General features: G+C 59.5%; 15 protein-coding genes. 4 read left to right on the forward strand and 11 right to left on the reverse strand.

What is annotated here, in order from left to right; all coding sequences use genetic code 11:
- Positions 1–110: 110 nt before the first annotated feature.
- On the reverse strand, positions 111–2228 hold the full coding sequence (locus LAO20_02885; GenBank protein MBZ5530354.1) for a radical SAM protein: 2118 nt from the start codon (positions 2226–2228) through the stop codon (positions 111–113).
- A 579-nt stretch (positions 2229–2807) separates the two neighbouring features.
- Between LAO20_02885 and LAO20_02890 the strand changes: the two genes are divergently transcribed.
- The 4 genes from LAO20_02890 (at position 2808) to gatA (ending at position 7694) form a co-directional block, all read left to right on the forward strand.
- On the forward strand, positions 2808–5291 hold the full coding sequence (locus tag LAO20_02890; GenBank protein ID MBZ5530355.1) for a hypothetical protein: 2484 nt from the start codon (positions 2808–2810) through the stop codon (positions 5289–5291).
- A gap of 136 nt (positions 5292–5427) precedes the next feature.
- Positions 5428–5712 (forward strand): DUF721 domain-containing protein, encoded by a 285-nt coding sequence (locus LAO20_02895; GenBank protein ID MBZ5530356.1) that lies wholly within the window; start codon positions 5428–5430, stop codon positions 5710–5712.
- 80 nt (positions 5713–5792) lie between these two features.
- Positions 5793–6122, forward strand: coding sequence for an Asp-tRNA(Asn)/Glu-tRNA(Gln) amidotransferase subunit GatC (gatC, locus tag LAO20_02900; protein MBZ5530357.1), 330 nt, complete (start codon positions 5793–5795; stop codon positions 6120–6122).
- 135 nt (positions 6123–6257) lie between these two features.
- On the forward strand, positions 6258–7694 hold the full coding sequence (gene gatA / locus LAO20_02905) for an Asp-tRNA(Asn)/Glu-tRNA(Gln) amidotransferase subunit GatA (GenBank protein MBZ5530358.1): 1437 nt from the start codon (positions 6258–6260) through the stop codon (positions 7692–7694).
- 274 nt (positions 7695–7968) lie between these two features.
- On the opposite strand, the gene LAO20_02910 is transcribed toward gatA, so the two are convergent.
- The 10 genes from LAO20_02910 to nrfD form a co-directional block, all read right to left on the reverse strand.
- Entirely contained in the window at positions 7969–8271 is a 303-nt protein-coding gene (locus LAO20_02910; GenBank protein MBZ5530359.1) for a cytochrome C oxidase subunit IV family protein, read from the reverse strand.
- Positions 8272–8288: 17 nt separating this feature from the next.
- Positions 8289–9080: a cytochrome c oxidase subunit 3 family protein gene (locus LAO20_02915; protein ID MBZ5530360.1), complete on the reverse strand. Its 792-nt coding sequence runs from the start codon at positions 9078–9080 to the stop codon at positions 8289–8291.
- A complete protein-coding gene (gene ctaD, locus LAO20_02920; protein ID MBZ5530361.1) occupies positions 9055–10692 on the reverse strand; it encodes a cytochrome c oxidase subunit I in 1638 nt (545 codons plus the stop codon). Before ctaD ends, LAO20_02915 begins: the two co-directional genes overlap by 26 nt.
- Positions 10689–11738, reverse strand: coding sequence for a cytochrome c oxidase subunit II (gene coxB, locus LAO20_02925; GenBank protein MBZ5530362.1), 1050 nt, complete (start codon positions 11736–11738; stop codon positions 10689–10691). The genes ctaD and coxB overlap by 4 nt, the downstream gene beginning before the upstream one ends.
- Positions 11739–12566 (reverse strand): SCO family protein, encoded by an 828-nt coding sequence (locus LAO20_02930; protein MBZ5530363.1) that lies wholly within the window; start codon positions 12564–12566, stop codon positions 11739–11741.
- A 115-nt stretch (positions 12567–12681) separates the two neighbouring features.
- Positions 12682–13266, reverse strand: coding sequence for a hypothetical protein (locus LAO20_02935; GenBank protein ID MBZ5530364.1), 585 nt, complete (start codon positions 13264–13266; stop codon positions 12682–12684).
- Positions 13259–14518 (reverse strand): hypothetical protein, encoded by a 1260-nt coding sequence (locus LAO20_02940; protein ID MBZ5530365.1) that lies wholly within the window; start codon positions 14516–14518, stop codon positions 13259–13261. Before LAO20_02940 ends, LAO20_02935 begins: the two co-directional genes overlap by 8 nt.
- On the reverse strand, positions 14515–15165 hold the full coding sequence (locus LAO20_02945; protein ID MBZ5530366.1) for a cytochrome c: 651 nt from the start codon (positions 15163–15165) through the stop codon (positions 14515–14517). Before LAO20_02945 ends, LAO20_02940 begins: the two co-directional genes overlap by 4 nt.
- 73 nt (positions 15166–15238) lie before the next feature.
- The gene (locus LAO20_02950; protein MBZ5530367.1) at positions 15239–15775 is read right to left on the reverse strand and encodes a DUF3341 domain-containing protein; all 537 of its coding nucleotides are present in this window, start codon (positions 15773–15775) and stop codon (positions 15239–15241) included.
- Positions 15772–17157, reverse strand: coding sequence for a polysulfide reductase NrfD (gene nrfD / locus LAO20_02955; GenBank protein MBZ5530368.1), 1386 nt, complete (start codon positions 17155–17157; stop codon positions 15772–15774). The genes LAO20_02950 and nrfD overlap by 4 nt, the downstream gene beginning before the upstream one ends.

Consider the following 17157-nt stretch of genomic DNA (forward strand, 5'->3'; position numbering starts at 1 on the left):
TGAACAACCATCAATTGTGAAGCCTTGGACTCAAAAAGTAAAAGGCGCAAAGGATTGAGAAACTTTCTTCTCCTTTGCGCCCTTCGCGTCCTTTGCGGTAAGTCTAAAAGTTAGTCGCCGAACACTTCTTCCTTCTTCTTGGCGGCTTCCGCCTTCGCGCCGTTTCCGTTCGAAGTGATGGCGCCCAGCGGAACGAACCCGCCTTGCGGCTTGGGCTCTTTGAGAATGTGCTCGCGATAGAGCGCTTCCATGCGGGCATCATCGGCGGATTTCTTGATCTTTTCGTCGCGCGCGCGGAGCTTTTCTTCGCGGGCGGTCTTGGCGATGCCCAGTTCGTCCAGCGTGGTGTTGCGTCCGGCATGCACGTGATCTTCATTCAAGCGGAGTTTGTGCGACCCTTCAGCCAGGCCCACGGCCTTGCCGCCGGCAAAGATTTCATGCCGCCCGTGCTCGTCATACCACTTGGTCAGCGTGGACGTCATGTGCATCTTCTCGATGATGTTGCGCCAGCCCACGCCCGTGTTGTAAGCGCAGAAGCTGATCTCGCCTTCCTGCGTGGCGTACGGGATGATGCACTGCTCGGTGCGGCGGAAGTCGTAGTTGTAAAGGTCCTGGAACCACATGCCCGCGATGAACAGGAAGTTCCAGCGGTCCTGGCGGCGCTTCTTGATGTCTTCAATGGTGCGGTCGCCGTCTACTTTGCCGTATTTCTCGTCGGCTTTCTTGGTGGCGCCAAACGTTTTGTCGAACTTGCGCAGCAGGTCAATCAGCTTGAAGTGCTTGGGCGCCTGGAACGGATCGTAATTGCGCGCCAGCGCCAGCGCCATGCCGACGACGGACAGGAACCTTCCGCGCCCTGCGTCCGTGACTTTGGCAACGTCTTTGGCGATGCGGTCGCCATTCAGGAACGCCGTGACCGGCACGGCTTCTTTGGTTTCCTTGTCAATCATCACCGCCATGCCTACGCCGCAGTTCGGGTGGCAGCCGCAGCTCAGTTGTCCCCAGTCTGACGTGGGACCATGGATCAGGTCAGCCCAGTCAGAGAACGTGGACATGAATGAGATCGGGAACCAGTCGCGCGCCGGCACGCCCAGGCCGGTCTGGTTTTTCACGTCGTGCGCCAGATGGCTCAGCGTGTAACGCTGCGCCTGGCGGCGGTCGTCGGTGATCTCTTCGTCGCGGCCGGTAAAGGAGACCGGCTGGAAGCTGAGGAAGCTGATGGTCTTGGGATTGTCCAGAGCAAACTGGATAATCCGCCCCACCTGCTCGTTGTTGATGCCGTTGATGATGGTGGTGACGGGCACAATGTCCACGCCGTTTTCGTGCAGATTGTGGATGGCGCGCAGCTTCACGTCAAACAGGTTGCCCACCTGGCGATGCGAATTGGCCGCGTTGCCGATGCCGTCAAACTGCAGGTAGGCATAGCGCAGGCCGGCTTCCGCCGCCTGGCGCGCAAATTCCGGCGATTTTGCAAATTCAATTCCGTTGGTGGCCGCCTGCACGGAGTTGTAGCCAACCTGGCGGGCGTAGCGCACCGCGTCCAGGAAGTACGGCGAAAGCGTGGGTTCACCGCCGGAGAACTGTACCGACATCTGGCGCCGGGGCTTGATGGAGATGGCGTTGTCCAGCATGGTCTTGATTTCGTCCCAGGTCAGCTCATGCACAAAGCCGACTTGGTTCGCGTCCATGAAGCAGGGGTCGCACATCATGTTGCAGCGGTTGGTCAGGTCAATCGTCAGCACTGAACCGCGGCCGTGCTTCACCGTGCTGGTGCCGTGATGGTGCAGCTTCTCGTCATTGTGCGCGGCGATGTCGCGGCCGGGGAAAACGTCTTCGAGATGCTTGAAGAATTCGGTGTCAATGGCCATCACGTCTTCAAAGTGGCCGTGCAGCGGGCAGTCCTTCACCATCAGGATCTGGCCGTCGCGCTCAATGATGGTGGCTTTGATCTCGCCGACCTTCTCGTTGAGCAGGATTTCATGCGGCAGCTTGCCGTCCACAATCTGCTGGCGGATTTCCGGTACGCACTTCGGGCACAGCGAATCCGTGGAGCGCGGCCAGCCTAGCGGAGGCTTGCTCTTCTCCCACGACTTCAACATCGGCTTGTCTGACCAGTTCGGCGTAAACGCCGGGGCCGGCTTGATCCGATTGGCGCGCTCGAACACGGCCCACACGCCCTTGGCCGCGACTGTCAATACCTTCTCAGCATATTTGACGGGTTTGTGCATGGTGGTAAGTTTTCTCCATCGCGCCCTGGATTCAGCGGCGCGTCTGTGCAGCTATCAAGTGGAAACAAAACGGGATAATAAATCCTGACTATCTTATTGGCCAGCCGCTCTATTAATAAGAAGGATTCTCTGAACGGCTGGAAACGGCGGTTCAGCGGCTCTCTGGCGCATTAAATGGAGCCGCACTTCCCTGGCTAAGTCATTGGATTTAAAGCGAGATAGAGAGCCACCAAGCCAGCTACCAGGTTTCACTCCCGGTCGCTCTTTCCGTGTCGCAGCGGGTTTCTTCCTGACGTTGATTGGCCCGCGCGGGTCAACAGGATTTCAGCGTAGAGAAGTAGCATTGCTACGTCTCGCCTCACCGCGTTTCACGGGGCTGTCGAGATCAAGCATGTCTTGTCGAGGGCGATTCGCAGTAAGCCAGCATTGTCCCAAAATGGACCGTCGGTTCTCCTTTACAAGCGCCCCAATAAGTACTACCTTCCCTAGGACGTACGTGATCAGCGAATCCCCCCTGCTTCACTCTTCCGGACGAAAAAATCAGACAGCTTGGTGTTTCCAAGAGAAAAGGGTGTGCACATGAAGGGCTCCCCGTGGGTGATACGGCTTTCCTGCCTGCTGCTGTTGCTGGCCGGCTCCTTAAACCTTTTTGCTGAACATCGCGCCGAGTGGTCCAAGAGTGACCACGCCAAGACCATACCGTTGCGGGACATGAAGATCGTCATTCCCGAACAGGAAGGCCACCGCGATAAACCGATTCGCATGCTGAATCGAGGCGCCGCCACAACCGCCGGGCCGGACACCGCGCTGCAAACCTTGTCTTTGGCCGCTCCCACCGTGGGCAACATCACCAGTTTTCCCGGAGTTGGCCAGGGAGACTATGGCTTCACTCCCAATGCAGCGCCGCCTGACACCAACGGCGCTGTGGGCGATACGCAATTTGTGGAATGGGTCAACGAATCGTTCGCCGTGTTTTCCAAAGCAGGCACGCTGCTGGCCGGGCCCACCGCCGGCAACACGCTGTTCCAGGCCCTGGGCGCAACCCATCCATGTGCTGTGCACAATGACGGCGACCCCATCGCCCAGTACGACAAAGCGGCGCACCGCTGGGTGCTAACCCAGTTCTCCGTCACCAGCGGCAGCACGCAAGGCTTCTGGCAGTGCGTGGCCGTGTCGCAGACCGCCGACGCCACCGGCGCCTACAACCTTTACGCCTTCAATTACGGCACCGTTCAGTTCAACGATTACCCCAAGCTGGGTGTCTGGAACAACGCCTACCTGATTACTTACAACATCTTTAACAACGGCTCGACCTTTGCCGGTTCCAAGCTATGCGCCTTTGACCGCACGTCCATGCTCGCCGGACAACCGGCCACCCAGATCTGCTTCCAGCTCAGCAACGCGTTTGGCGGAGAGCTGCCGGCCGATATTGACGGCAATACGCCCCCTCCCGCAGGTTCGCCCGCCTACTTCATGGAGTTTGGAACAAATCAGCTCACCATGTTCCAGATGTCCAACATTAATTTCACCGCCGGCACCGCTACTCTGACCGGCCCCATCAATATTCCCGTGGCCGCCTTCACGGCTGCTTGCAGCGGCGGCGGCACTTGCATCCCGCAGTTGGGCACCACCCAGAAGCTGGATTCGCTGGCTGACCGCCTGATGTACCGGCTGGCCTATCGCAACTTCGGCGACCACGAAGCAATCGTTGCCAGTCACTCGATTACCAGCGGCACCAGCGCAGCCGTTCGCTGGTACGAAATCCGGACCCCGCTCACACCGACGGTCTTCCAGCAGGGCACCTTCGCGCCCGACGCCACCTTCCGCTGGATGAGCAGCGCCGCCATGGACAGCGCCGGCAACATCGCCGTGGGCTACAGCGCTTCCAGCAGCACCATCAACCCGGGCATCCGCTTCACCGCTCGCTCACCCGGTGACCCGCTGGGCAGCATGGGCGCCGAGCAGACGATTCTCAACGGCACCGGTTCCCAGACCACTGGCCTCAGCCGCTGGGGAGATTACAGCAGCATCAGCGTGGACCCCGTGGATGACTGCACCATGTGGTACGTGAACGAGTTTGAGAAAGCCAACGGGACCTTCAACTGGAGCACGCGCATCGCGAATTTCAAATTCGCAGGCTGCGGAACTCCGGACTTCACCCTGACCTCGGCCCCGGCATCGGTTTCGGTGACACAGGGCTCAACCGCGAACTACACGGAAACCGTGACTCCGCAGAACGGATTCACCGGCACCGTGGCTTTGACCATTGCAGGACTGCCTACCGACGCCACCGCTACTTTCACGCCGTCCTCGCTCACTTCTGGTGATTCCGCCCTCGCGGTAACCACCGCGGCCACCACCCCGGCCGGCACCTACACGCTGACCATTACGGGAACCAGCGGCACGCTGACTCATACCGCTACCGCGACTCTGGTTGTCACAGTGCCCATCGTGGGTGACTTTGCCGTGACTGCATCGCCGAGTTCGCAGACGGTGACTGCGGGCGCCAACACCAGCTACACCGCCACGGTAACGCCGTCCGGCGGGTTCAACGGGACTGTCACGTTCAGCGCCAGCGGGCTGCCCACGGGCGCAACCGCCAGCTTCAACCCTGCATCAGTGACCAGCTCCGGCAACTCCACCATGACGGTAACCACCAGCACCTCAACCCCGGCGGGCACCTACACGCTCACCATCACCGGGACCGCGGGCACGCTGGTGCACTCCACAACTGTCACGTTGGTGGTGAATCCGGCGCCAGTGCCTGATTTCACCATCTCCGCGACTCCGGCGAGCCAAACCATTACCCGCAATACCAGCGGGAATTACACAGTCACCATTACCGCGGTGAATGGTTTCACTGGGACCGTTACCCTGAGCGTAACCGGACTGCCAAGCCGCGTAACGGCGACGTTCACCCCAACCAGCATTACCGGCGCGGGAACCTCAACCATGAGGATCACCGTCAGCCGTAACGCCAGCCGGGGGACTTCAACGCTCACCGTTCGCGGCGTGAGCGGCGCGTTGAACCACACCACGACTGTTGGGCTGACCATCAACTAACTGCCTGCAATTCTCAGGCAATGCCAGGGCCGCCTTCGGGCGGCCCTGCTTCTTTCTATCCCGCAAACGCAAGACAAGTGTCAAGGCATGACTCGCCACGCTGATGTTAGAATCACCTTTCGAACCGAGAGAAACCATGGAACCCGTCCGCACTGGCTTGCGCAACATCATGAGCGAACTCCTGCGGGCGCAGCCTGCGGAAGAAGCCGTGGTGCTCGCATGGCCTCTGGTGTGCGGCAAGGAAGTTGCCTCGCGTACCCGCGCTGTGAGTTTTGCCGGTGGCGTTCTGACCGTGGAAGTCCCTGACCGCGCCTGGGGAGCCCAACTTTTCGGCTTCACCACGCGCTATATCGCCGGGTTTGACGGTCTGCTGGGGCCGCTGGTGAAAGAAGTGAAATTCAAGACAGCAATTAGCAAATAGCAATTGGCAGCTAGCCAGTAGAAACATCGGTGCTGTTCCGACTTTGCCAATTGCCAGTTGCTAATTGCTATTTGCTACTTATGAAAATCACTGACCAAGACGTCTCCCACGTCGCCGACCTGGCCAACCTGGAGCTCACCAGCGACGAGCGCCAGCACATGGTGCGCGACCTCACTTCCATTCTCGGCTACATTGACCGCCTCAATGAGCTGGACACCGCCAACGTCCCGCCCATGGCCCAGGTCCTTGGAATAAACGCCTCAGGAACAGACGTGCCCGGCGGCGGCAAGCCGGCCACCGCGTGGCGCGAAGATTCCCCGCGGCCTTCGCTTCCGCATGACGCGGCGCTGAAGAACGCTCCGGCGGCGAATGAAGATTTTTTCAAGGTGCCGAAGGTGATTGAGAAATAGCAATTAGCAAATGGCAATTAGCCGTTGGCCAAGGCTGATGGGTTCATGTGGTTTGGCTAATTGCTAGCTGCCAATTGCTAGTTGCTAAAGACGAATCAGCAATTTGCGGCTATCAAGCATTCGATTGCAAAGATCATGGACGTCTCACAACTCACCATCGCCGCCACTCGCTCCGCCATCGCGGAGAAGAAGACCACCGCTGTCCGACTGGCCGAAAGCTTCTACAAAAAAATTAAGGCTGAAGATCCCGACATTCACGCTTACCTAACTCTTTGCGAAGACCGCGCGCTGGCTCAAGCCCAGCGCATGGACGACCTGGCCGCCCAAGGCGGTCCCCTGCCTCCGCTGGCCGGCGTTCCCATGGGCATCAAGGACGTGATGGTCACCCGCGGCGTGCGCACCACCGCCGGTTCCAAGATTCTTGAGAATTTCATTCCACCGTACGACTGCACCGCCGTCGCGCGCCTGGAAGCCGCTGGCGCCGTGATCCTGGGCAAGATGAATTGCGACGAATTCGCCATGGGCTCATCCAACGAGAATTCCGCGTACGGCCCGGTGCGCAATCCGCGCGACAAAACCCGCGTTCCGGGCGGTTCCAGCGGCGGATCAGCGGCCGCGGTGGCTGCCGGAATGGCGGTGGCCACGCTGGGCTCAGACACCGGCGGCTCCATCCGCCAGCCGGCTTCGTTCTGCGGCGTGGTTGGCCTCATGCCTACCTACGGCCGCGTCTCGCGCTACGGCCTCATCGCCTTCGCCTCGTCGCTGGACCACATCGGCCCGCTCACCCACACCGTGCAGGATGCGGCGATTCTGTTGCGCGTGATCGCCGGGCACGATCCCATGGACTCCACTTCCGCCAGCATTCCTGTCCCCGACTACGAGCAGGCACTCGCCCAAACGGTCAAGGGCCTGAAGCTGGGCGTACCCAAGGAATATTTCGCGGAAGGTCTGGACGCGGAAATCCGCTCGGCAATCGAAGCCGCCATCCAGAAGCTGCAAACTGCCGGCGCGCAAATCGTTCCCATCTCGCTACCGCATACCGTTTACGCCACTCCTACCTACTATGTCATCGCCACGGCGGAGGCCTCCGCCAACCTTGCGCGCTTTGACGGCGTGCGCTACGGCTATCGCTCGCCCAAGGCACGCACTTTGTCGGAAATGTACCGCCTCAGCCGCGACGAAGGCTTCGGCGCGGAGGTCAAGCGCCGCATTATGCTGGGCACCTACGTGCTCAGCTCCGGCTACTACGATGCTTACTACCTGAAGGCCCAGAAGGTCCGCACCCTGCTGGCGCGCGACTTTCACGACGCGTTCCAGAAAGTGGACGCCATCGTCACTCCCACCGCGCCCACGGCCGCTTTCAAGCTGGGCGAAAGGGCCGGCGACCCGCTCTCCATGTATCTGGCGGACATCTATACCGTCACCGCCGACCTGGTCGGCATCCCGGGCATCAGCGTCCCTTGCGGCGAAACCAAGACCGGCCTGCCCATCGGTCTGCAGATTCTGGGCAAGCACTTCGACGAAAGCACCGTCTTGCGCGTGGCCGGCGCCGTGGAAGCGAGTCACCGCTAATTTCCACCACGGAGGCACGGAGACACGGAGGAAGACTGAGTTAGGGTCTTCAGAGCGCCGTGCTGCCCTTACCCTGGCAATTGCGGCACAAGACCACCTGCCGTCCGGACAGAGTCCATGAATTTCAGCCCCCGTATTTCTCCGCCTCCGTGTCTCCGTGGTGGATGTTCTTTCCTAACCGCGCGACCCGCGCGCGCTCGACTACCTGGAAGAAATTCTCACCAAATAAGAAAGCCGGGGCCCGCGGCCCCGGCCTATCGTTTTTCTCAAAAAGCTATTTCGCTCCAAACCACAAGTCGCGGGAAATGTAGTCGCTCAAGCTGAGCGTGATCAGGATCAGCAGCCAGAAGAACCCCGCGGCCACCGTCACCATGGTCAGCTTGTTGCTGTAGCGCACGTGCATAAAGAACAGCACCACCAGCACGGCTTTGGTGCAAGCGATAGTCAAGGCCACCACCGGGTTCCAGATGCCCATGTCCCAGGTGGCGGCAAAGTACGTGAGTACGGTGCCCACAAAGAGGCAGGACACGATCAGCAAATACAGGAGCGGAGTCGGATGCGATTTTTCGTCTGACATAATTCTCTTTGCCAACCTCAGCCGTTGTGCGTCCGGTTAATCAGGTACAGCAACGGGAACAGGAAAATCCATACGATATCAACAAAGTGCCAGTACAGTCCGCCCAGTTCCACGGGCGTAAAGTAGTCCGGCCCAAATTCTCCGCTGTTCGCCCGCAAGGTGAGCCAGGTGAGCAGTCCCAGGCCAATTACCATGTGGAACGCGTGCAGGCCGGTCATCGCGAAATAGAAGGAGAAGAAAATCTGGGTCTGCTTGGCGGTCTGCTCGGCGAAAACTTCGGTCACCGGCTTCCCCATCCGCTCCTGATGCTCCATGAATTCTTTGGCAATGTTGCCGGTGGTGCAGCCCGGCCCGCCGGTGGCGTTGAACGGTTTGCCGATGAAGCTTCCCGGGATGTGGCACTCTTTGTATTTGTCGGTATATTCCACGGCCTTCACGCCCAGGAAGGCCGCGCCCAGAATCATGGTCAGGATCAGGAAAACGACTTGCTTCTTGCGGTCACCCTTCTGCGCCGACCACACCGCCATGGCCATGGTAAAGCTGCTGGCAATCAAGACCAGCGTGTTGGCGAATCCCCAGGTGACGTTGATGCTGCTGCTGCCGGCTTCCCAGGCGGCATAAAACTTTAAACGGTAGATCAGATAGGAGGCGAACAATCCGCCGAACATCATGATTTCCGTCAGCAGGAACACCCACATGCCAAAGGTGGAGGCTTCCTTCTGCTGCTCCATGCTGTCAAACTGATGGACCAGCGCCGGATGATGGTCGGTAGTGGTTGTCTGGCTAGTGGACACCGTGCTCCTCCTCATCGTCTCCGTAGTTGTAAGGATCTTCGGTCACAACCGGTATCTCATGGAAATTGTGCGTAGGCGGCGGCGAAGTCGTCTGCCACTCCAGTCCCTTGGCATCCCACGGGTTGTCGCCGGCCACTTGGCCGTACTTCAGCGACCACAGGAAATAGACCAGCGGCATGATGAATCCGACGGCCAGCACAGACGCGCCCGCGCTGGAAAGCACGTTGAGCACCTGGAATTCCGGCGGATACATGTGATAGCGCCGCGGCATGCCCAGATAGCCAAGAATGAATTGCGGGAAGAACGTCAGGTTAAAGCCGATGAACGTAATCAGCGCTGCCAGTTTCGCCGGCGCTTCCGGATACAGCCTGCCCGTCATCTTGGGCCACCAGAAATGGATCCCGCCCAAATACGCGGTGACCATGCCTCCCACCATGACGTAATGGAAGTGCGCGACCACAAAGTACGTGTCGTGGATGTGAATGTCGGTCCCCAGCGCCGCCAGGAACAGTCCCGTCAGCCCTCCGATGGTGAACAGCCCGATGAACGCCAGAGCGTAGAGCATGGGCGTGCTCAGGGTCACCGACCCTTTGTACATGGTCGCGGTCCAGTTAAAGACCTTCACCGCCGAAGGTATGGCCACCGCGAAACTCAGCAGGCTGAACACCAGCGCCGAGTACTGCGAGATGCCCGCCACGAACATGTGGTGCGCCCACACGATGAACCCGAACACGGCAATGGCGATGGAAGAGAACGCAATGAACGTGTAGCCGAACACCCGCTTGCGCGAGTAGCAAGTAACAATCTCGCTGATCACGCCCATGCCGGGCAGAATCATGATGTACACGGCGGGATGCGAGTAAAACCAGAACATGTGCTGGAAAAGGACGGGATCGCCGCCCAGCTTGGGATCAAATACGCCGATGTGGAAGCCGCGTTCCAGCGCCACCAGAATCAGCGTGATGGCGATGACCGGCGTCCCCAGGATCATGATCAGGCTGGCCGCGTAGTTGGCCCACACCATCAGCGGCAGGCGTCCCCAGGTCATGCCCGGAGCGCGCATGCGATGGACGGTGACAATAAAGTTCAGCCCGGTAAAGATGGACGCAAACCCGGCAATCAGAATACCCACCGCCAGCACAATCACCGGGGTCCTCACGTAGCCGGTGCTCAGCGGAGTGTAGAAAGTCCAGCCGGTGTCCACGCCGCCGCCCACCAGCGCCGCCAGGCCGAATCCCGCGCCCACAATAAAGATGTACCAGCTCAGCAGGTTGATCTTGGGAAACGCCAGATCTTTGGCGCCCACCATGATGGGAATAATAAAGTTCCCCAGCACCGCCGGCACGGATGGAATCAGGAAGAAGAAGATCATGTTCACGCCGTGCATGGTGAACAGTTTGTTGTAGGTGTCTGACTGGAAGAGGTCGCCTTCCGGCGTGAGCAACTCCAGCCGGATCAGCGCCGCGAACAGGCCGCCCAGGAAAAAGAAAAACGTGATCGTGACCAGGTACAGCACGGCGATCCGCTTATGGTCCTTGGTCAGCAGCCAGGACCGGATCCCGTAGTTATCGTTCAGGTAATGCTTGGCCGGCATGACCGGCTTGACTGTGGTAGCGGCGGTACTCATGGTTTCTTCCCCGGTGTTGCGGGCTCGTTGCCTCTGCCTTTTAATTCTTGCTGGATGGTTGGGACCTCAGTATCGCGGAGTTCCCCGGGGTTGCTTCGGTTGTTGATCGGTTCTGACTCCTGCTGCGACAAGTGCTTGATGTACTCGGTGATCTGGATCAGCCCTTCTTCGCTCACCACACCCTGGAACGTGGGCATGATCGGCTGGAAGCCGGACACCACTTTCGCGTTGGGATTCAAAATGGATTCGCGGATGTAATTGTCGTCGGCGATGACCACCCGGTTGTCGGACAAGCGCACCGGCCGTCCGTACAGCCCTTGCAGGTTAGGGCCGCGCGCACCCGCGTCCGGACGGTGGCAGGTAGTGCAACCGAATTCCTGGAACAACTTTTCGCCCATGGAAGCCATGGAGCCTTCCGCTTTGCCGCTGGCCAGCCATTCCGCGTAGTCTTCCGGCTTCATCACTACCACTTCTCCGATCATGCCGGAGTGTTTGGTGCCGCAGTACTGCGCGCAGAAGAGGTGATAGGTCCCCGGCCGCGTGGGCGTAAACCAGGTGTGCATGTAGCGGTTGGGCAGCACGTCAGTCTTCACGCGAAACGCGGGAACAAAAAAGTCGTGGATCACGTCTTGCGAAATCAGCGTGACCTTCACCGGACGCCCCGTAGGCACGTGCAGCGAGTTGATTTCGCGCTGGCCGCCGGGGTGCTGGAACTTCCACATCCATTGCTTGCCCACGCCGTAAATCTCCAGGGCATTTTGCGGCGGGTTTTGGATTTGATAATAGAGCCACGCGCCCCATACAAAGATCACCATGGAGATGGCCAGCGGAATCGCCGTCCAGGTAATCTCCAGCAAGGTCGAGCCGTGGATCTGTTCCGCCTGGCGTTCCGGGGTCTTCCTGTATTTGATGATGAAAAAAATGATCATCAAGGCAATGAGCAGGGAGAAAAACGTGGTGATCAGCACCAGGAACAGGTAGAAATAGTCCACCTGGGCCGCGATGCTTGAGGCCTGCTCCGGAAATAATGGCAGTTTGAAGTCCATCTATTCGGCTGTCCTAGTCTTGAAACGGCTCTGCGCGGCGGCGTGCAAATCACGGCGGAACATGATGATCACAAATCCGCCCAGCACCAGCACTGTCGCCAAAGCACTCATCCTCATAATGTTTAAAATCGCGGCTCCATACTTCCCTTTGGCCGGATCGTAGTGGTAGCAGTAGAGCAGCACTTGGTCCACCACGTTTCCGATCTTGCCCTTGGAAGCTTCGATGATGCCGAACTGCAGATCACGCGGCGCGTATTCAATGCCGTAGTAGTACTGCGCGACGCGGCCGTCCGGCGTGAGCAGCATGATGCCGCTGGCGTGCGCGAACTGCTGGATCTCCGGGTCCCACTGATAGCGGAAGCCGACCGCTCCGGCCAGCGCGGCAATCTGTTCTTTGCTGCCGGTCAGGAAATGCCAGCCCTGTTCCGCTCCGCCGCGGCGATAGCGACGCAGGTAGCTGCTCTTGTTGGCCGCCGCGTCTTTCGCCGTATCGCGTGGATCAAAACTCACCGTCACCACTTCAAAATCACGGCCTACGTTGAAGCGCACAATCCCGTTCAGCGCGCCCGTCAATCCGCTCAACACCTGCGAGCACAGCATGGGGCACTGGTAATACACCAGCGACAAAATCACCGGCTTGCTGCCGAAATATTTCCCCAGCTTTACCTGCTGGCCGTTTTCATCCGTGAACGTAAGGTCCAGCGGGACCTGCTGGTTCAGCTTTTGCTCGATTCCCACTTGGTCGAAGATGGCCAGCTTCTGGTTGGTTCCGCCTTCGCCCGGGTTGACGATGGGCGCAGCCGCCTGGGCCCCGGCAGCAACGCTCATGAGCGACGCGGCGAGCAGCGTAGCGGCCAGATTCCGAATTGTGTTTCTATACTTCATTTGCTTCTCAACTTCTTTTGCTCAACTTCTTTTGCTCGACTTCTTCTTGCTCAACTTCTTATTTCCTGGCCGTGCTCTGCATGGGGACCATGGGCACCGCGGTGGGCAACGTTGGCGGCTGCCACGGCCCGCTTACCGCCGGAAGCCCGCGCTGCGCCAGCAACTCAATGGCCCGGTCCACGGGGATATGGATGTTGCCATTGGCATCCTTGCCCGTGCTCTTGAGCCACTGGTCTTCGGAGTCGCGGAAGATCTTCATGTCGTGCTCGTCGTCATACTGCAAGCGAGGGCGCGGGAAAGTCCGGCTCAACTGTTCTTCCATCTGGCGGCGGTCTTTGCCCTGCCCGTACCATTCCGGAGTGGTCGCGGCTTCTTCCTCTTTGGCCGTTTCCGGTGCGCCGGCTTTGGCGCCGCTGCGCTGGGTTAGCAATTGCTTCTCCATGGGGGTCATGGGCGCGGTCTTGGCCACCTGCTTCTCCTGGAACCACTGCAGCCCGTGGTAGAAGAAATACATGGAGACAAAAGCGAATATGCCGGAGACCACCAGGAACACGCCGAACCACACGATTCCTTTTATGCTCAGGTCAGTCTCTTCGTGGCCTTCTCTCAAGTGGCCGCCGGATTGAGGATTCTTGTTATCCATGGTGTTCCGCTTCCATCATTTGCGCAAAATCAGGATCGTTCACCGGCATGATCGCGCGCCGGCCCAGTTGCCAGTAAAAGAAGAACAGCCAGATGCCGCCCATGGCGATGGGGCACAGCACGTACATCAGGCCGTCCGTCAGGTGGAAACCCGTAAGCCCTTGAGCGTCTTTGCCGTAGCCCTGGTAGAAGTTCGGCGCGGTCAGCCAGAACAGGTCCACCATGCGCATGAACATCACGAACAGCGCAATCTTCACCACGCGGCCGGTGGAGCGCTTGGTGTTGCGCGAGAGCAGCAGCGCAAAGGGAAACACAAAATGGGCAAAGATCAGGATGGTCCCGAAATACTGCCATCCGCTGTTCAGCCGGGTCAGGTACCAGCTGATCTCGCTCTGCAGGTTGCCGGACCAGATAATGATCCACTGCGAAAACGAGAGGTAGGCCCACAGCACGACGAACGCAAACATCAGCTTGCCGAAGTCGTGCAGGTATTCGGCCTTAAAGATCTTGGACATGGGCTCAATCGGCGACAACTTCACCAGCAGCCAGATAGTGAAACAGAACGTGGTGAGCACCTGTCCCACCATGAACAGCATGCCCCAAACCGTGGACCACCACTTGGGATCCAGCGACATGGTCAGGTCAATGGAGAGGAAGGTGATGGCCGCGCCGTAAAAGACAATGCCGAAGCCGCTCAGGTTCTGGATGCGGACAAACTTCTGCGGCGTGGTTTGCCCGGCTTCTTCTTTGTCCGCCCAGCGGCGCAGGACCCACAGGATCAGCATCCAGATAGCGAAGATCACCAGGCCGCGCACCCAGAACCCGGTGGGGTTCAGGTAGAACCTGACCTTTTCCTCGCCCAGCGCGGCAACGGCTTGATCGCGCGACATCTGCGCCCAGGGATAGAGCCTCTTTATCCCAAAAGCGATGGGAAGCCAGAAGATCACCATCAGCCATAGGTTGCCTGCGCCGGCTTCCCATATGCGGCGGCCCAGGCGTCCCCAGTTGCCGCCCGTGGCGTATTGCAGGCAAAGCAGGCACAGCGCGCCGGTGGTGGGCCCCAGCCAGAACATATAAGAGAACAGCCAGGAGCGCAGGAACAGGTCCCAGTTGTGGGTGACCATGGTGATGACCACCAGCGCCACCGCGCCCACCACGCCGACAATTGCTGCGCGCGTACGCATGCGGCCGATCAGCGCCGGCGGCGCGAAATCCTGCGGGGTGACGCGAACTGTAGCTGTAGTTTCGCTCACTTCGCGCCTCCTTCAGGCTTGGGCTGTTCGGGCTTCGGCGTTTCGGTTTTCGCCGGCGGCGGCATGGCCGTGGGACTGGTGTATGACGAACTTGGAATCCTGATTCCTTCTCCTTGTGGCCCGCTCAACTTGCCGCGATCTTCAGCCGCTACGTCGGCTTCGGTTGCGTTCTGGCTTAACTGCAGCACGCGGATGTAAGCCGCGATGGCCCAGCGGTCCGCGGGATGGATCTGCGTGGCGTAGTCCGGCATGGCGCCCAGGCCGTGGCTGATGACGTCATAAAAATGTCCGATAGGTGCATTGCGCAGCCGCGCCTGGTGGAACGTGGGCGGATGCTTGAACCCGCGTTGCACGATCATGCCGTTGCCGTCGCCCACCGCGGAGTGGCACGGCGTGCAGTAGATCTTGTAGCGGTCTTCGCCGCGCAGCAGAAGATCGCGGTCCAGCTTGATCTGCGAAGGCAGATCGTTGCCGAACATGGCGCCATGCTTGCCGCTGAGGAAGTAGCTGTTGGGATTAAGCTGTTCCTTGTCCACCGCCGCGTCTTCCAGACGCGGCACCGTGCCGGGCATGGGATAGCGCGCCGACCGGTGGTCAGGGTAGAACTCGCTGGAGCGCAGCGGAATGAATTTGGGCTGGTTGTGCATGTCCTGGCGGCAGCCGGAGAGCAACGCGGCCGCGGTCACAGCCAGCAACAGCGCGCGGAATTGTGCCGGGGCCTTAATACGGCACCTCCGAGACCACCTGCGGATGGTACGTCTGCAGCAATTTTCTTGTATCGCTCAGGCTGAAGTTGGGGTCCTGCGCTTCAATGCACAAAAAGAATTTGTCACGGCTGGCGGAAGTAAAGTTGGGCGCGTTAAACACCGGATGGTACGGTTGCGGCAGCCCGTTCAGCGCCAGCATGCCAAACACCGCGGCCAGCGACGCCCCCAGCACCGCGCACTCAAACGTAACCGGGATGAACGATGGCCAGGAGTGGAACGGCTTGCCGCCGGAGTTGATGGGGTAAGCGATGACGGACACCCAGTATTCCAACGAATATCCGCCGATCATCCCCAGCATAGCCCCCACCAGCGTGATCAGCGGTACGCGGTTATGGTGCGAGCCGATGGCTTCCGCCGCTTCCTCCAGCGGATACGGCGTGTAAGCGTCCATCTTGCGGTAGCCGGCGCCGTACGCAGCCTTGGCGGCATGCACCAGGTCGGTCGGGTTGTCGAACTCAGCCAGCAGTCCGTAAATCGGTTCCGCGGTCATTCCTTCACCTTCGATTGCGGCAGCAGCGTGCGAATTTCAAAAATGGAAATCGAGGGCATCAGCCGGATGAACAGGAAGAACAAGAGTGTGAAGAACCCCATGGTGCCCACTAGGGTCATCACGTCCCACTTGGTGTACCAGTACATGCCCCACGAACTGGGCAGGAAGTCGCGTTGCAAGCTCATCACCACGATCACGAATCGCTCCAACCACATGCCCAACTGGATCACGCAGGAAACCAGGAAAAGCATCAGCGGCGACGACCGCACCTTGTTGAACCACAGCGACTGCGGAATGATGATGTTGCACAGCACCAGCATGAAGTAATAGTAGGAATACGGGCCGTGCAGCCGGTTGTGCACCATGGCCAGCTCATACTTGTCATGGCTGTACCAGCCCATAAACATTTCCAGCACGTAGGCGTACGCCACAATCATGCCTGTGGCCAGCATTACCTTGCCGCAGTTTTGCAGATGGCGCAGGGTGATGAAGTCCTGCATGCCATACAAAGCCCGGAACGGAATGGCCAGGATCAGCACCATAGCAAATCCCGAGAAGATTGCGCCAGCAACGAAATACGGCGGGAAGAACGTGGTATGCCAGCCGGGAACAATCGAAGACGCAAAGTCCAAGCTCACCACGCTGTGCACGGAGAGCACCAGCGGCGTGGCCAGACCTGCCAGCAGCAGGTAGGCCGTCTCGTAGCGGTTCCAGTGGCGCGCCGATCCTCGCCAGCCCATGGCCAGCATCCCGTAAATGCGGCGGACGACCAGCGACTTGGCGGAATCGCGCAACGTGGCGAAGTCCGGAATCAGTCCAATGCCCCAGAACAGGAAAGACACGGTGAAGTACGTGGACACGGCGAACACGTCCCAGATCAGCGGGCTGCGGAACTGCGGCCACACGCCCATGGTGTTGGGAATGGGGAACAGCCAGTACGCCGCCAGCCACGGACGTCCGGTATGCACCAGCGGGAACAAGCCGGCCTGCATCACGGCAAAGATGGTCATGGCTTCGGCAAAGCGGTTGATCGAAGTACGCCAGCTCTGCTTGAACAGCAGAAGAATCGCTGAGATCAACGTTCCGGCATGGCCGATGCCGATCCACCACACAAAGTTGACGATGGCGAATCCCCAGCCCACGGGAATGTTGATGCCCCAGATGCCGGTGCCGCGCATGAGCAGGTAGCCGACGGCCGTATTGAACATGCCAAAAATGGCCACGGAGACGGCGACGATGGCGAACCAGAAGATAGGCGTGTGCTTGGTAAGCACGATGCCGGCAATCCGGTCGGTGACCGTGCCCAGCGTCTGTCCCGGGCCGATGATCGGCGGCCGTACGCCTTTCGGCGGCAGTTGATCTACTTGGTCATTCAGGGCCAT

The organism is Terriglobia bacterium (genome assembly GCA_020072815.1).
Taxonomy (GTDB): domain Bacteria; phylum Acidobacteriota; class Terriglobia; order Terriglobales; family Acidobacteriaceae; genus Angelobacter.

Excerpts from the sequence above, each read along its gene's own strand:
- LAO20_02885 (MBZ5530354.1), bottom strand. The coding sequence starts at position 2,228 with ATGCACAAACCCGTCAAATATGCTGAGAAGGTATTGACAGTCGCGGCC.
- LAO20_02890 (MBZ5530355.1), top strand. The coding sequence starts at position 2,808 with ATGAAGGGCTCCCCGTGGGTGATACGGCTTTCCTGCCTGCTGCTGTTG.
- LAO20_02895 (MBZ5530356.1), top strand. The coding sequence starts at position 5,428 with ATGGAACCCGTCCGCACTGGCTTGCGCAACATCATGAGCGAACTCCTG.
- gatC (MBZ5530357.1), top strand. The coding sequence starts at position 5,793 with ATGAAAATCACTGACCAAGACGTCTCCCACGTCGCCGACCTGGCCAAC.
- gatA (MBZ5530358.1), top strand. The coding sequence starts at position 6,258 with ATGGACGTCTCACAACTCACCATCGCCGCCACTCGCTCCGCCATCGCG.
- LAO20_02910 (MBZ5530359.1), bottom strand. The coding sequence starts at position 8,271 with ATGTCAGACGAAAAATCGCATCCGACTCCGCTCCTGTATTTGCTGATC.
- LAO20_02915 (MBZ5530360.1), bottom strand. The coding sequence starts at position 9,080 with ATGAGGAGGAGCACGGTGTCCACTAGCCAGACAACCACTACCGACCAT.
- ctaD (MBZ5530361.1), bottom strand. The coding sequence starts at position 10,692 with ATGAGTACCGCCGCTACCACAGTCAAGCCGGTCATGCCGGCCAAGCAT.
- coxB (MBZ5530362.1), bottom strand. The coding sequence starts at position 11,738 with ATGGACTTCAAACTGCCATTATTTCCGGAGCAGGCCTCAAGCATCGCG.
- LAO20_02930 (MBZ5530363.1), bottom strand. The coding sequence starts at position 12,566 with ATGAGCGTTGCTGCCGGGGCCCAGGCGGCTGCGCCCATCGTCAACCCG.
- LAO20_02935 (MBZ5530364.1), bottom strand. The coding sequence starts at position 13,266 with ATGGATAACAAGAATCCTCAATCCGGCGGCCACTTGAGAGAAGGCCAC.
- LAO20_02945 (MBZ5530366.1), bottom strand. The coding sequence starts at position 15,165 with ATGCACAACCAGCCCAAATTCATTCCGCTGCGCTCCAGCGAGTTCTAC.
- LAO20_02950 (MBZ5530367.1), bottom strand. The coding sequence starts at position 15,775 with ATGACCGCGGAACCGATTTACGGACTGCTGGCTGAGTTCGACAACCCG.
- nrfD (MBZ5530368.1), bottom strand. The coding sequence starts at position 17,157 with ATGGCCCTGAATGACCAAGTAGATCAACTGCCGCCGAAAGGCGTACGG.